The following is a 14,421-nucleotide window of genomic DNA, read 5'->3' as shown; positions in this document are numbered from 1 at the left end:
AAATAACAAATGTAATATTACTAATTTCGGAAAATAAAACAAATATGTGAGAAAAATTTTTATTACGAGGCTAAAAATGTTATGCGTTTACAGAAAACGCATACAAAAATGTAGGCAAATCCATGGACAAACATTTTGAATAATGGTATATTGAAGTCGCTGAAAAGGATGCGTAACAAAATTCAGTAGTTTTATATACTTTAAGGAGGAATTGTTACAATGGATACAAATCGTTTTGCTGATGCGTGGGCTGGATTCAAAGGCCGTTTATGGAAAGAAGAAGTAAATACTAGAGACTTCATTCAGAATAACTACAAACCATATGATGGCGATGAATCATTCTTAGCTGAACCTACAGAAGCAACTAATAAATTATGGGGCAGATTACAGGAACTTCAGGCAGAAGAAAGAGCTAAAGGCGGAGTTCTTGATATGGAAACTGAAGTAGTTTCTGGTTTAACTGCTTATGGACCTGGTTATATTGATGAAAGCATGAAGGACTTAGAAACTGTTGTTGGTTTACAGACAGATAAGCCTTTAAAGAGAGCATTCATGCCTTATGGTGGTATCCGTATGGCTGAACAGGCTTGCGAAACTTATGGTTACACACCAAGCCCAGAATTACACAAGATCTTTACTGAATATCATAAGACTCATAACCAGGGTGTATTTGATGTTTACACTCCTGAAATTATGAAAGCACGTCATAATAAAATCATCACTGGTCTTCCAGATACTTATGGTCGTGGACGTATTGTTGGTGACTACAGAAGAGTTGCTTTATACGGTATCGATGCATTAATCGAATGGAAGAAAGAAGACTTTGCTAACTGCGGTAGCGGATCAATGACTGAAGACGTCATCAGAAAGAGAGAAGAAATTGCTGAACAGGTAAGAGCTCTTAACAATATGAAGAAGATGGCTGAAGTTTATGGTTATGATATTTCTAAACCAGCTACTAACGCTCGTGAAGCATTCCAGTGGTTATACTTTGGTTATTTAGCAGCTATCAAGACTCAGAATGGTGCAGCTATGTCAGTTGGACGTATCTCTACATTCCTTGATATCTATATTGAAAGAGATTTAGCTAACGGTACATTAACTGAAAGCGAAGCTCAGGAATTAGTTGACCATATCGTTATGAAATTCCGTATGGTTAAGTTCGCACGTATCCCATCATACAATGCATTATTCTCTGGTGACCCAGTATGGGCTACTCTTGAAGTTGCAGGTTTAGGTACTGACGGACGTTCAATGGTTACAAAGAATGACTACCGTTTCTTACATACATTAGAAGATATGGGTCCTTCTCCAGAACCAAACTTAACAGTTCTATATACAGAAGCATTACCAGAAAACTTCAAGAAGTATGCTGCTAAGATCTCTATCGATACTTCATCAATTCAGTATGAAAACGATGACGTTATGAGACCTGTATGGGGCGATGACTATTCAATCTGCTGCTGTGTATCAGCTACTCAGACTGGTAAAGAAATGCAGTTCTTCGGTGCGAGAGCTAACTTAGCTAAGTGCTTAACTTACGCTATCAATGGTGGTGTTGATGAAAAGACTAAACAGCAGGTAGGTCCTGAATACAGAGGAATTACTTCTGAATATCTTGATTATGATGAAGTTATCAAGAAATATGACAACATGATGGGCTGGTTAGCAGATTTATATGTAAATACATTAAACTTAATCCAGTACATGCATGATAAATACTATTATGAAGCTGCAGAAATGGCATTAATCGATACTGATGTTCGTAGAACATTCGCTACTGGTATTGCTGGTTTCTCACATGTAGTAGACTCATTAAGCGCAATCAAATATGCTAAGGTTAAGACTATCAGAGATGAAGATGGTATCGTAGTTGATTATGAAGTTGAAGGTGACTTCCCTCGTTATGGTAACGATGATGACAGAGCTGACAACATCGCAGTTTGGTTATTACATACATTCTTAGAAAAGATTAAACAGCATCATACATATAGAAATTCTGAACCAACTACTTCTATCTTAACAATCACTTCTAACGTAGTTTATGGTAAGGCTACAGGTTCATTACCTGATGGACGTAAAGCTGGTGAACCATTATCTCCAGGTGCTAACCCAGCATATGGTGCAGAAAAGAACGGTTTACTTGCTTCATTAAACTCAGTTGCTAAGTTACCTTACGAATGGGCATTAGATGGTATCTCAAATACTCAGACAATCGCTCCAAGTGCTTTAGGTCATGACGAAGCTGAAAGAGCTGATAAGTTAGTAACAGTTATGGATGGTTACTTCAGACAGGGTGCTCATCACTTAAATGTTAACGTATTCGGTAAAGAAAAGTTAATCGATGCTATGGAACATCCAGAAAAGCCAGAATATGCAAACTTCACAATCCGTGTATCTGGTTATGCAGTTAAGTTCATTGACTTAAATAGAGAACAGCAGTTAGACGTAATTGCTAGAACTTGTCACGATCATATGTAATAATAAAAACAGTCTCTTATGAGACTGTTTTTTATAGAGGAGGAGAATGTGATGAATGCACGTGTACATTCTATAGAAACATTTGGTCTTGTAGATGGGCCAGGTGTACGATTTATCTTATTTCTACATGGATGTCCTTTTAGATGTCAATTCTGCCATAACCCAGATACATGGGCAAGTCAGAAGTTTGAAGAATGGACACCACAGCAGGCCTTAGACCGTGCCCTACGTTTTGAACCTTATTGGGGTAAAGATGGTGGAATTACTGTATCTGGGGGAGAACCGCTTGTACAGATTGACTTCCTATTGGAATTTTTCAAGCTTGCTAAAGCAGCAGGAATCAATACATGTATTGATACAAGTGGTGCATGCTTTACAAGAGAAGAACCTTTCTTCTCTAAGTTTGAAGAACTTATGAAATATACAGATCTACTTATGGTAGACATAAAAGAAATCAATGATGAAAGACATCAGGTGTTAACAGGTGCTTCAAATAAGCGTGTTCTTGATATGATTCAATATTTGAATGATATCAATAAATCTATCTGGATCAGACATGTCTTAGTCCCTGAAAGAAGTGACTTTGATGAAGATCTTCATGCATTGGCTGATTATATTGATACTTTAAGTAACGTTAAAAAGGTAGAAGTTCTTCCTTATCATACTCTTGGTACTTACAAGTGGAAGGAACTTAACTTAGAATATCAGCTAGAAGGAATTGATCCACCTACAAATGAACGTGTAGAAAACGCAAATAAGATTCTACATACAGATAAATATAAATAAGTATGATATAATGTCTCCTAGAAGGAGGCATTTTTCATGGATGAATTGCTTTTTGATGAAAATTACATCGTTTTCTTACAGAATCAGAGTTTAGACACATTATGCAGCCTTTATTTAGAGGTACATAATCAATTAATGGATATTATCCATACACATAACGGGGAAGAAAACTACAAAGAAATCACTGCCAAGCGTGCGATGATTGAAGGAACAATCATGACTAAGGTCATGCAGGAACATGGTTATTCACTCGATCAATATGCATATTATAAAAATGATAAAATGGTGGCCTAAAAATACTATACTTTTTAAAAGCTCGTTTACTTTTAGGAGTAAATAATTTAAAATATGGGTAATTATTATTATGGAGGTATAGGTTAATGAAATTAGGTACTATTGAAGGTGGAGGAACAAAGTTCGTTGTTGGTGTTGGTGATGAGAATGGTAACATCTTTGAAAGAGAATCTTTCCCAACTACAACACCAGAAGAAACAATGAAGAAAACAATTGAATTCTTCAAGGATAAGGGTGTAGAAGCAATTGGTTTTGGATCATTTGGCCCAATTGACCCAGATAAGACAAGCCCTACTTATGGAAATGTCACTACGACTCCTAAACCAGGATGGTCTAATCATAATGTCGTAAAGGATTTAGAAGAAGCATTCCCTGGTGTTCCTGTAGGATTTGATACTGATGTAAACAGTGCATGTTTAGGTGAAGTAGAATTCGGTGCTGCTAAGGGATTAAACAGCGCATTATATTTGACTATTGGTACAGGTGTAGGTGGAGGTGCTGTTGTAGAAGGTAATCTTGTACACGGCTTATTACATCCAGAAATGGGTCATATGAAATTGATTACTCGCCCAGAAGATACTTATAAGGGTAAATGCCCATATCATGGAACATGTTTTGAAGGTTTAGCAGCTGGACCAGCTATTGAAGAACGCTGGGGTAAGAGCGCTAAAGAATTACCTGCTGATCATCCAGCATGGGATCTAGAAGCTTATTATATTGCTCAGGCTTTATGTATTTATATTCTTACAATCTCACCTAAGAAGATTATTTTAGGTGGAGGTGTTATGCACCAGAAACAGTTATTCCCAATGATTCATAAATACGTTCAGGAAATGTTGAACGGTTATGTTGCGAAAGAAGAAATTACAACAGATAAGATCAAGGATTATATTGTTTATCCAGGACTTGCAGATAATGCAGGATTTTGTGGTGGATTAGCACTTGCTAAACAGGCTTTAAAGAATAAATAAAAAGTAGGCATAGCCTGCTTTTTTTAAGGAGGATAATATGCAGTCACTTAGAGAACTTTATAAGATAGGAATTGGTCCTTCCTCATCTCATACTTATGGACCGATGAAGATTGCTGAAAGAATCAAATCACTTTATCCAGATATGGAAAAGGTACATGTTGATCTGTATGGTTCTTTATCTTTAACTGGTAAAGGACATTTAACAGATAAAATCATGCAGCAGACATTTGCCCCTATACCATGTGATTTTTCTTTTAAAAGCGGTGAATTACCTTACCATCCTAATGGGATGTTAGTCACAGTATATTGTGGTGGAGAGGCATTAAAACCTATTGAAGCGTATTCTATTGGCGGAGGAGAAATTTACTTTAAGGGAGACTTAGAAGAGGAAAAGGTAGAAATCTATCCTCATCATACAATGCGTGAAGTCATTGATTATTGTGAAAATGAAGGATTATCACTTTATGATTATGTCTTACGTTTTGAAGATGAAAACTTTAAAGAATATTTATTTGAAGTTCTTGAAGCAATGTTTACCTGCGTAGAAAACGGGTTACATACACAGGGTATCTTACAGGGCAGTCTACAATTAAAAAGAGTAGCCGGTTCTATGTATCAACAGGCTTTAAATACACATCATGAAATGGCTCAGGAACGTTTATTTATTGCCAGTTATGCTTATGCAGTTTCTGAAGAGAATGCAGATGGTCATATGATTGTCACTGCACCAACATGTGGTGCAAGTGGTGTACTACCAGCTATTCTCTATTATGCACATCATCAGATGGGCTTAAAAAAGAGAGACTTAGTCAAAGCACTTGCAATTGGTGGATTATATGGTAATACAGTTAAATATAATGCGACTATTGCAGGTGCAGATGGAGGATGTCAGGCAGAAGTAGGAACAGCTTGTGCAATGGCAAGTGCCTCTATGGCCTGGATCAATGAGTTAAATAATAGTCTCATTGATTATGCCGCAGAAATGGGATTAGAACATAACTTAGGTCTTACATGTGACCCAGTAGGTGGCTATGTACAGATTCCTTGTATTGAAAGAAACGCCTTGGCTGCATTACGTGCTTATGATGCAGCGATGCTTGCAGGGCAGTTAGGTTATGTACGTAAGAATAAAGTACCTTTCGATACAGTTGTAAGAGTTATGAAGGAAACAGGCAAAGACTTGAATGTTGCTTATAAAGAAACATCTCTAGGAGGTCTCGCAAAAGAATTGAAATAGTGATTTCACTATTTCTTTTTTTATAAGGGGGGAAAGTGTGAAACAAAAATCAATCAAAACGTATAAAAAAAGACGAACTTAAAAACAAGTTTGAATAATTTAGAAAAAATAGAATAATCGAATATTATGGTTTAGTTAATTTAGAAACGTCAAAACCTGATTTCTTAAGAAACTCAATTGCTGATTCTTCTGTTAAAACTTGTTGCTTTATAGGTGGCTTAGGATTTTTAAATGATTCATAATCTGAAGGATTAAATGTCTCTCCAGTAAGAATCATATGGTATATACTGACAAGCATCATTCTTGCAATTGCGATAATGGCTTTCTTGTGACCTCGTCTCTTTTTGATACGAGAATACTTAATTCCAAAATAGCCATCCTTATCTTTGATTGCTCCAAGAGCGCACTGAACTAATAAAGGTTTTAAATATTGACCTGCTTTAGAAATACGAACTGATTTTTTCTTGTTAGCACTTTCGTTGTTTGCAGGTGCTAATCCAGCCCAACAGGTTAGCTGTTTATCTGATTCGAATTGTTTCATATCTACTCCGATTTCTGAAATAATGAGAATTGCAGATAAAGTGCTGATGCCTGGTAGTTGGGTGATGTGCATGAATTGATCGAACATTGGTGCTGCACGTTTCATCATTTCGATTTCACAGTTATTAATATGGACTTGTAATTCTTCCATATGAGTCATTGATTCATTCATTTTAAACCTCTGATCAGTTTCGATATTGCAGTGTTTAATGGAATCTAGAATCTTATCTTTATTTTTACACGATCTATGGATACATTTCAAAATTTTCTCATCTTCAATGATATCTGACTCAAGTACTTCTTTCATGATTGCTTGTGCAGACTTTCCAAACGGATCTGAAAATACAGAACCAATACCGATATTGGAAACTGTCATACAGTTCTGATATCGATTACGTTCAGAGGAACGCATTCCAACCAATTTATAGCGATAGCGAGATATTTCTCGTAAAGCTCTTATTTCTTTGGGCGGTATGAAAGAAAATTTGATTAGATCATGTTTAAATAAGTCACAGATCCATTTTGAATCTTTCTTGTCAGTTTTCTTCCCTTTAATTGCTTTGACATATTTTGGATGAGTTAAGTAAATATTGATTTCATCTTCTAAGATGTTAAAAATTGGAATCCAATATTTGCCAGTAGATTCCATGCATGCATCAAAGCATTTGTGATTAATGAGCCACTGTTTAAGATTCAGTAAATCAGGGTTTAAAGTTGAAAACGTTTCTTGGATGTATTCGGTAATACGAGTTTTCTTATTAGTAATACCGATTGTAGCCACAATGATATTCTTGTGAACATCCATGCCACAGCAGATTGGTCTAACAATCTTCATAAAAAAATCTCTCCTTTCATTGAAAGAAGAGAAGTGGCATTGACTGCTATCTAAGCTAATCACTCAGTTGATTGTACAATCATAAGTGTCCTGGCTCTAAGTCCAACTTATTTGTGCTTGAAAAGATAGCGGCTACTTATAACAATTCAGGATATTCTATTTGAGTAGAATTGCCTACTCTCCCTCACGTGCTCTGTAGTATACCACCTCTCTTTGATTATACTATTATATCGAGAGGCACACTAGAGTTTTGGTGGATTTGAGTTTGATTTCTAAAGTGAAAAGTTAAATTCCACTTTAGGCGGGTCAAAGTTGCGTTTAGTCTTTCACATCTTTCCAGTTGATTTTACTCTTACAGTTGAATTTACTTTTACACCTTCAATAGTTGAATTTTCTCCTTCAGGTATATAATTACCGTGATGTCTGTTTCTCTATTTCATGAAAGGCTGATTATCATGGCTAAATCAAATAAGAATTTACATCTTACTCTTTCAGAAAGACAAATCATTGAGAGAGGGATAGAAAATGGTGCTACCAAGGCTTCTATCGCTGCAACTCTTGGGAAGGATAAATCAACTATAGGCAAAGAAATAAAGGCACATAGAAAACATTCACATTACTGCAGTTTTGATCCTGCATGTGCCAACAAGGACAGATGCAAGCATCATCATGTATGTAAGGATTGTGCTGATTTGGTAGTTTTTAAATGCAAGCGAAGAGACAGATCTCCTGGTGCCTGCAACGGGTGTCCTAAATTCCAGCACTGTAGATTTGACAAGTTCACATATTCTGCAGATCTCGCCAATAAGGAATATATGGCTGATCTCATTGAATCAAGAGAAGGAATAAACATGACATACAGCGAACTTAAGGCTTTAGCTGATGTCATTGTCCCTCTTGTTAAGAAGGGTCATTCACCATATCGATCATCACTTCTCATCCTGAACTGAATATTTCTGAAAAGACATTATACAATTACATAGAATCTGGCGTATTTAGACAGTTCGGCCTGCTTGATATTGACTTAAGAGTCAAGACAAGAAGAATATCAAAGAAGGATTCTGTCAAATATAAAAAAAGAGAAGACAGAAAGTTCCTGATAGGCCGCACCTATAAGGATTTCATCTCATATACTGACGATCATGACAACGTTAGTATTGTCGAGATGGATACCGTCTACAATGGGCAAAGCGGTCCTTCATGCAGACTTTTAAGTTCCTGTCTTACTCTTTCATGTTCATTATATACCATGAAGAGAAGACTGCAAAGGCTATGGTTGAAGGCGTAGCCCTTCTTGAATCAATATTAGGAAAAAACCTTTTTGTAAAGGAAGTGGAGGTCATCAAGACAGATAGAGGTACTGAATTCTCAGATGCAGATGGACTAGAAAAGGACAATGATGGCAGCATGAGGACTCATGTCTTTTACTGTGATCCTATGCAATCATGCCAGAAAGGAAGTCTTGAGAACAACCACAAAGAGATACGTTACATATGCCCTAAAGAAGCAGATCTCAAGGATCTCGGTTTTGATTCACAGGAGAAGGCTAACCTCATGGCATCCCACATCAATTCCCAGCCAAAGGAGAACCTAAAAGGAAAGTCACCGCTGGAGATGATGGAGTTCCTAAGTCCAGATTTATATAAGAAATTCATAGAATTTGGAATCAAGAAAATAGAAAATGATGAAATAATTTTAAAACCATATTTATTAAAAGAAGATAACTAAAATCATTCGGAGAATGTATGAAACATGAGATGCAGACTGACAATAGCACATGCAGTTAAAGTGGAATTTAGTCTTACACCCGAAAAAAATGAACGAAATTCCATAGCTTTATTGTGCCTTAAAATACAATGATTTCTGTGATTAAAGTCACACTTCTTATATACGTATGACTAATTTCCATTTCTAAAACAAAAAGAATATCAGACTTAATATCCGATATTCTTATGAAAACATTATCCTGAACGAGTAAATTCCACATTTGTTTCGTTCTGTTTTAAAGTGGAATTTAACTTTTCACTTTAGCTTTGAGTTTGATTATATATTTGTGTCCGCGCAACGAAGGCGCGGGGAAATGGAGGAAACTATGAAACAAAGATTTATTAAATATATATGTTTCAGCATATTGGGAGAAATGGCTATATCGTTTTATATACTTGCAGATACATTCTTTATTGCCCAGGGAATAGGGGATAAAGGACTCACTGCATTAAATCTTGCAATACCTGTATTTAATTTTATTTATGGGATAGGACTCATGTTAGGAATAGGATCTGGCATTAGATTATCTATTTTGAAAATAGATCACAAGCATGATGAAATCAATCAGGTATTTAATCACACAGTGCTTTTAGGACTTGTAATAGGCGCACTTTTCATGATTACAGGAGTATTATATAGTCCTTCTCTTGCAAGAATGCTAGGAGCCAATGATGCCGTATTAAAAGATACAGTGACTTATCTCAGAACTATTATGATATTTACACCTGCCTTTATCTTCAATAATGCACTCAATGCATTAGTAAGAAACGATAACAATCCAGCTCTCGCTACAACAGCTATGATTGTCGCTTCATTTATGAATGTCGTACTTGATTATGTATTTATATTCTTATGTCATATGGGAATGTTTGGTGCTGTTTTTGCGACTTGTCTCGCACCTCTGATTGGATTAAGTATTCTCTCTTTACATTTCATTAAAAAGAAGAATACATTCCATCCTGTTCAGCTTCGTTTTCAGTTCTCTATTATAAGAAGAATTATTAAATTGGGATTTCCTTCTATGTTGATAGAGATTTCAAGTGGTTTAGTAGTACTTCTTTTTAATACACTTATATTAAAGATTACAGGTAATATAGGTGTTGCTACTTATGGTGTTGTATGTAATATATGGCTTGTATGTATTGCGATATTTAATGGTCTTGCACATGGTATGCAGCCTCTTACTAGTGAATCCTATGGTTCTCATGATACAAAGAATCTTATTATGTTAAGAAGAATGACTCTTACTATTTCGTTGTTGTTATCTTCAATCATCTACTTAACAGTATTTACAAATGCCTCTATGATTACCTCTCTCTTTAATAAGACAAACAATGCAATGTTATACCAATTAGCTGTAGAAGGCTTTAAAATCATGTTTACAGGCTTATTCTTTGCAGGGGTAAACATTGTCTTAACTACATACTTTACTTCAATAGAGAGTGCTAAAATAGCCTCTACACTTATTCTATTACGTGGTGTAGTGCTTATCGTGCCTGCATCTATCGTTCTTTCACAGCTAGGTATGAAAGGAATCTGGGCTTCATTACCACTATCTGAAATAATTACTACGTGTGTAGGACTTACATATCTCAAAATAGGGTAGACAAGGAATAATATTAAAAGGTTAATTAACTATTATTTCTGTGCCTCCCGTTGCACCGTACGTACGGGTCTCGTATACGGCGCTACATTTATATGATAATTTCAGACTAACTTAGATAGTAATTAAGGGGATTGATCAGACCAGGTCTATCTCCTATTCTTTTACCCAAGAATTTGGGACTAATAATATTATTAATTACATGACCACAGGCCTGGCTATAAAGTCCGCGTCTAGAGTTTGCCACCGAAAAGATTTGTTCATCAGAAAATTGGCAAGAAAATAGCCTATTCATTTTGTATAAGTTTTTATAAATCGTTTTAGGTCTTTTCCACTGTTTCAAAATGATTACTCTGATTTTATGGCGAAGCCATTGACCAAAGACGTCAATGAAGTATTTCATCACGCCTATTCGATAATAGTTAATCCACCCCACTACAATCTGATTGATTCTCTTGAATGTAACTGCAAGAGGGCGTGCAATTCCTATCCTTCTTATAAGTTCTCTTCTACATTTATCGTAGATTTTCATCTTGCTCTGATTGGAAGGCTTGCATTTCCATTCACCATTCCTTTGGAGGTAGGTGAATCCTAGAAACTTGCTTTCGGGTGGTCTGACCACTTTGGTTTTAGTAGCGCTGACTTTAAGAAATAGTTTTCTCTCTAGCCATGAAGTGACTGACTTCATTACTCTATTTGCACTCATCTCGCTCTTAACGAAGATATTGCAGTCATCTGCATATCTAACAAAGCGTAGTCCTCTATATTCCAGTTCCTTGTCAAACTTATCTAAATAAACGTTAGAAAGGATTGGTGAGAGTGGACCTCCCTGAGGCACACCGATTCTCGAAGGTTTTACTAAACCATCTTCCATAATCCCTGCCTGCATGAATTTGCGAATAAGATGTAATGTTGTTGAGTCATTCACGTGCTTTTCTCTAAGTATTGAGATTAATTTATCATGATTTACAGTGTCAAAGTATGCTTCAATATCTAAGTCTATAACCCAGTCATAACCTTCATTGATGTATTCTAGAGTCTTTAATACAGCCATCTGTGCACTTTTTCTTGGTCTGAATCCATAACTGAATTCACTGAATGAAGAATCTAATTTCTTCATCAATATCTGTGCAACAGCCTGTTGAATAACTCTATCCACTACTGTAGGTATACCTAATGGTCTTTTCTTGCCATTAGGCTTTGGGATATAGACTCTCTTGACTGATTGGGGCTTATACTTCTTATTAAGTATAGAGTATCTAATCTCTCTTCTATACTTATAGAAATATTCATCAAGTTCATCTACTGTCATCTTGTCGATTCCAGATACACCTTTGTTTCTCTTGACCTGTAGAATAGCCCTGTCGATGTTAGAATCACTAAGTATTTCATCAATTAATCTCATGTCTGTGTTCTCCTTTTCATATCGTAGATTTATCTAGAACTGTTCCCTCTTCCTTCATCTCCACAGAAATTACGTTTTCCATTTATGAAATGATTCCAATTTCGAACTATCTAGACATTGCTTTATGATGAGTAACATCATATAAACATTAGGTCCTTTAGTGTTGGTGAGACACCTACTATGACCTCAGCTGACTCCTCACAGTGAGCTTTTTGTCGCACAACTTACCATCACTGATTTTAAAGATATTGGACTTCGTTGCCTGTGAGGCCTCCCGGGGTAATTCACTAATCCTGTTTCCTTCACAACGCCTTGATTTACTCTCTTGGTTTTACGTTTACCTTTAGGACTTCGGTTTGTAAGGCAACCTTATCCACCATTTAGCCTTATATCAAGTTTCTGTTCGTACGCTCAAAGGAATTGCTACACCACTTCCTTCACTCCTACCTTTATGGTATCGGCTTGTGGTTCACTACACTTGGCGGTAACTACCTGTGGTCGGTTTATCTCCGACTGAATCAGTGCCATGCCCGGCACACCTTAAAAGAGCGATTGACTAAATCGCTCTTAAATTCTTTTTCTTAATATGATATAGAGTATGATTGAAAGAAGAGGAATAAGTAAGTATATTCCTACTATTGTGAACATATTGGAAAGTGTACTAAAGATTTTTGTCTGTTCATATAACATCATTGACATTGATATTGTGCTATAGTGGAGTATCAATATCGCAATGACTTCTATACCTATGAGTAGATAAAAGAACTTAGTCATCTTTGATTTCACTAATAGGAATGTAAGGATTAGTGATCCAATTAATAAAGGGAGAACTTTAATTAATAAACCACTATAAAGAGTTTGAGAAACATTCATAAGATTCACCTGCGCTTTCGTTTATGTTTTCTTTCTATAATTATTATATAAATTCTTTAAGAAAGAGTAAATATATATTACTATTTTAAAAAAAGTATATTTGAAAGCAGAATTATGACAACTTAATAGGAGTCTTGTAACTTACATTAAAATAGATTAAAATACTTATAAAAGGGGAAAGACTATGAAAGATACGACTAAATCAATTATCTATGGGGCAACTCCTATAGCGCTTTATATTATTCAAACTTCATCAACAGAATACGTACAGAAATTCCAGCAGGCACTTACATTACTGACTCATAATCAGAATTATTCTACAGCTGTATCATTTTCAATTATCACAAATATCTTAATTGCGATATGTTTTATTTTAATGTTTGTGATGGCAACTAAGAATAATGTCACAAAGATTATCAGTGGTGTCTATGCAGCAATTGGATTATTTTTAATATTTGACCAATATTCTGCGATTATTCAGAACCATCTATATACGAATGTGATTACACAATTCACATATAATAATATTTCTTTAATTGTGATTACTACTGTGATCATGATTTATAATCTCTATAACCTTCTAAAAAAGTAGAAATCATTGATGATTTCTATTTTTTTATTGTTCATAGTCTTTAAATTTATTGATATAAATTATATAATAATTATATATTTTGAAAAATATGCTAAACAACCAGAAATTAATGCATATTGGTAATGCTGATTCTATTGATGCTAGGGAGGAAATCTAATGGAAAACGTTATGAACAATACATCAAAGGTATTTGAATCGCACATAAGAATTCAAATGATTGCCAGTTTAAGTATTGAAGATCTCACTTATAAACAGATGAAAGAGATTCTAGGTTGTACAGACGGGAATATGACAACACATACTAAAAAGCTTATTCAAGAAGGATTTATGGAAGTGAGAAAGGAATTTGTAAATAACAGACCACAGACAACTTATCATTTGACTGATGGAGGTAGAACACAGTTTGAAGAGTATGTGGCTTTATTGAATAAATTAGTGGAAGAGGGAAAAAATGCACAGAAAGTCTGATTTTATCAGATTTTTTTTTTTGATAGTATATAATTATCTTGTAGTAATAAGTAGTGAAGATAGTCAAATAGTTCATGATCATATTAACAGGAGGAAATTATGAAAAAGACCCTATCGTTTAAATCATGCATTATCGTATTCTACTTACTTGTATTTATCGCATTTATAATAGAGAAAAGACCTATTCTAAGTAGCAGCACACCTTATTTCTCTAGAATAGCCAATGCGACTAATCTAGTTCCATTCTATTATAATCCTAATACTAACTATCAGGCGTTACAGATGAATGTGATTGTGAAGATATTCTTAGTGATGCCAGTCGCATTGTATTATGTGATCAAGAAGGATTGTACATTAGGACAGTTAATCACATTTATTCTAGGTGCTAGCTTTATTTTCGAAGTAGCGAAATTACTTTCATTAAGAGGCTATTTTGATGTCACTGATTTCTTCTATTATATGGCAGGTGCCGCACTCGCTTACTATATCTATAGAAGTATCAAGTTCTTTACAAAAAAATAAACAACTTAACATCATGAACTAAAAAAAGAGGAAAATCAAAATCGATT

12 protein-coding genes and 1 pseudogene are annotated in these 14,421 nt (G+C 35.2%); 10 read left to right on the top strand and 3 right to left on the bottom strand.

What is annotated here, in order from left to right; all coding sequences use genetic code 11:
- The first annotated feature begins 219 nt into the window (after positions 1 to 219).
- From pflB to NQ499_RS10630, 5 genes are all read left to right on the top strand, one after another.
- Positions 220 to 2,481, top strand: coding sequence for a formate C-acetyltransferase (pflB, locus tag NQ499_RS10650; protein ID WP_006507181.1), 2,262 nt, complete (start codon positions 220 to 222; stop codon positions 2,479 to 2,481).
- A gap of 51 nt (positions 2,482 to 2,532) precedes the next feature.
- Positions 2,533 to 3,267, top strand: a complete 735-nt coding sequence (pflA, locus tag NQ499_RS10645) for a pyruvate formate-lyase-activating protein (RefSeq protein WP_040390280.1) — start codon at positions 2,533 to 2,535, stop codon at positions 3,265 to 3,267.
- 36 nt (positions 3,268 to 3,303) lie between these two features.
- Positions 3,304 to 3,561 carry a hypothetical protein gene (locus NQ499_RS10640; protein ID WP_006507179.1) on the top strand — a complete coding sequence of 86 codons (258 nt, stop codon included), beginning with the start codon at positions 3,304 to 3,306 and terminating at the stop codon, positions 3,559 to 3,561.
- An 86-nt stretch (positions 3,562 to 3,647) separates the two neighbouring features.
- Positions 3,648 to 4,532 (top strand): ROK family protein, encoded by an 885-nt coding sequence (locus tag NQ499_RS10635; RefSeq protein WP_006507178.1) that lies wholly within the window; start codon positions 3,648 to 3,650, stop codon positions 4,530 to 4,532.
- A 37-nt stretch (positions 4,533 to 4,569) separates the two neighbouring features.
- A complete protein-coding gene (locus NQ499_RS10630) occupies positions 4,570 to 5,769 on the top strand; it encodes an L-serine ammonia-lyase, iron-sulfur-dependent, subunit alpha (RefSeq protein WP_006507177.1) in 1,200 nt (399 codons plus the stop codon).
- Positions 5,770 to 5,893: 124 nt separating this feature from the next.
- Here NQ499_RS10630 and NQ499_RS10625 read toward each other — a convergent pair whose 3' ends face one another.
- Positions 5,894 to 7,144, bottom strand: a complete 1,251-nt coding sequence (locus NQ499_RS10625; RefSeq protein WP_259848508.1) for an IS110 family RNA-guided transposase — start codon at positions 7,142 to 7,144, stop codon at positions 5,894 to 5,896.
- Between the two features lie 455 nt (positions 7,145 to 7,599).
- Here NQ499_RS10625 and NQ499_RS13760 point away from each other — a divergent pair.
- A pseudogene (locus tag NQ499_RS13760) lies at positions 7,600 to 8,872 on the top strand (transposase).
- A gap of 364 nt (positions 8,873 to 9,236) precedes the next feature.
- Positions 9,237 to 10,517, top strand: coding sequence for an MATE family efflux transporter (locus NQ499_RS10610; protein WP_259848506.1), 1,281 nt, complete (start codon positions 9,237 to 9,239; stop codon positions 10,515 to 10,517).
- Between the two features lie 106 nt (positions 10,518 to 10,623).
- Here the strand turns inward: NQ499_RS10610 and ltrA are convergent, their stop codons facing one another.
- Both ltrA and NQ499_RS10600 read right to left on the bottom strand, forming a co-directional pair.
- Entirely contained in the window at positions 10,624 to 11,919 is a 1,296-nt protein-coding gene (gene ltrA / locus NQ499_RS10605) for a group II intron reverse transcriptase/maturase (RefSeq protein ID WP_259848505.1), read from the bottom strand.
- A 567-nt stretch (positions 11,920 to 12,486) separates the two neighbouring features.
- Positions 12,487 to 12,792 carry a hypothetical protein gene (locus tag NQ499_RS10600; protein WP_006504532.1) on the bottom strand — a complete coding sequence of 102 codons (306 nt, stop codon included), beginning with the start codon at positions 12,790 to 12,792 and terminating at the stop codon, positions 12,487 to 12,489.
- A 184-nt stretch (positions 12,793 to 12,976) separates the two neighbouring features.
- Between NQ499_RS10600 and NQ499_RS10595 the strand changes: the two genes are divergently transcribed.
- From NQ499_RS10595 to NQ499_RS10585, 3 genes are all read left to right on the top strand, one after another.
- Entirely contained in the window at positions 12,977 to 13,384 is a 408-nt protein-coding gene (locus NQ499_RS10595; RefSeq protein ID WP_006504531.1) for a hypothetical protein, read from the top strand.
- A 156-nt stretch (positions 13,385 to 13,540) separates the two neighbouring features.
- Positions 13,541 to 13,852, top strand: coding sequence for a transcriptional regulator (locus tag NQ499_RS10590; protein ID WP_006504530.1), 312 nt, complete (start codon positions 13,541 to 13,543; stop codon positions 13,850 to 13,852).
- Positions 13,853 to 13,951: 99 nt separating this feature from the next.
- Complete coding sequence (locus NQ499_RS10585) at positions 13,952 to 14,374, top strand: VanZ family protein (RefSeq protein WP_006504529.1); 423 nt, start codon at positions 13,952 to 13,954, stop codon at positions 14,372 to 14,374.
- Positions 14,375 to 14,421 lie beyond the last annotated feature (47 nt).

It is taken from the genome of Catenibacterium mitsuokai, assembly GCF_025148785.1.
GTDB classification, from domain to species: domain Bacteria; phylum Bacillota_I; class Bacilli_A; order Erysipelotrichales; family Coprobacillaceae; genus Catenibacterium; species Catenibacterium mitsuoka.
The sequence above is the reverse complement of the archived record's forward strand: the minus strand, read 5'-3'. Positions and strand labels throughout refer to the sequence as shown.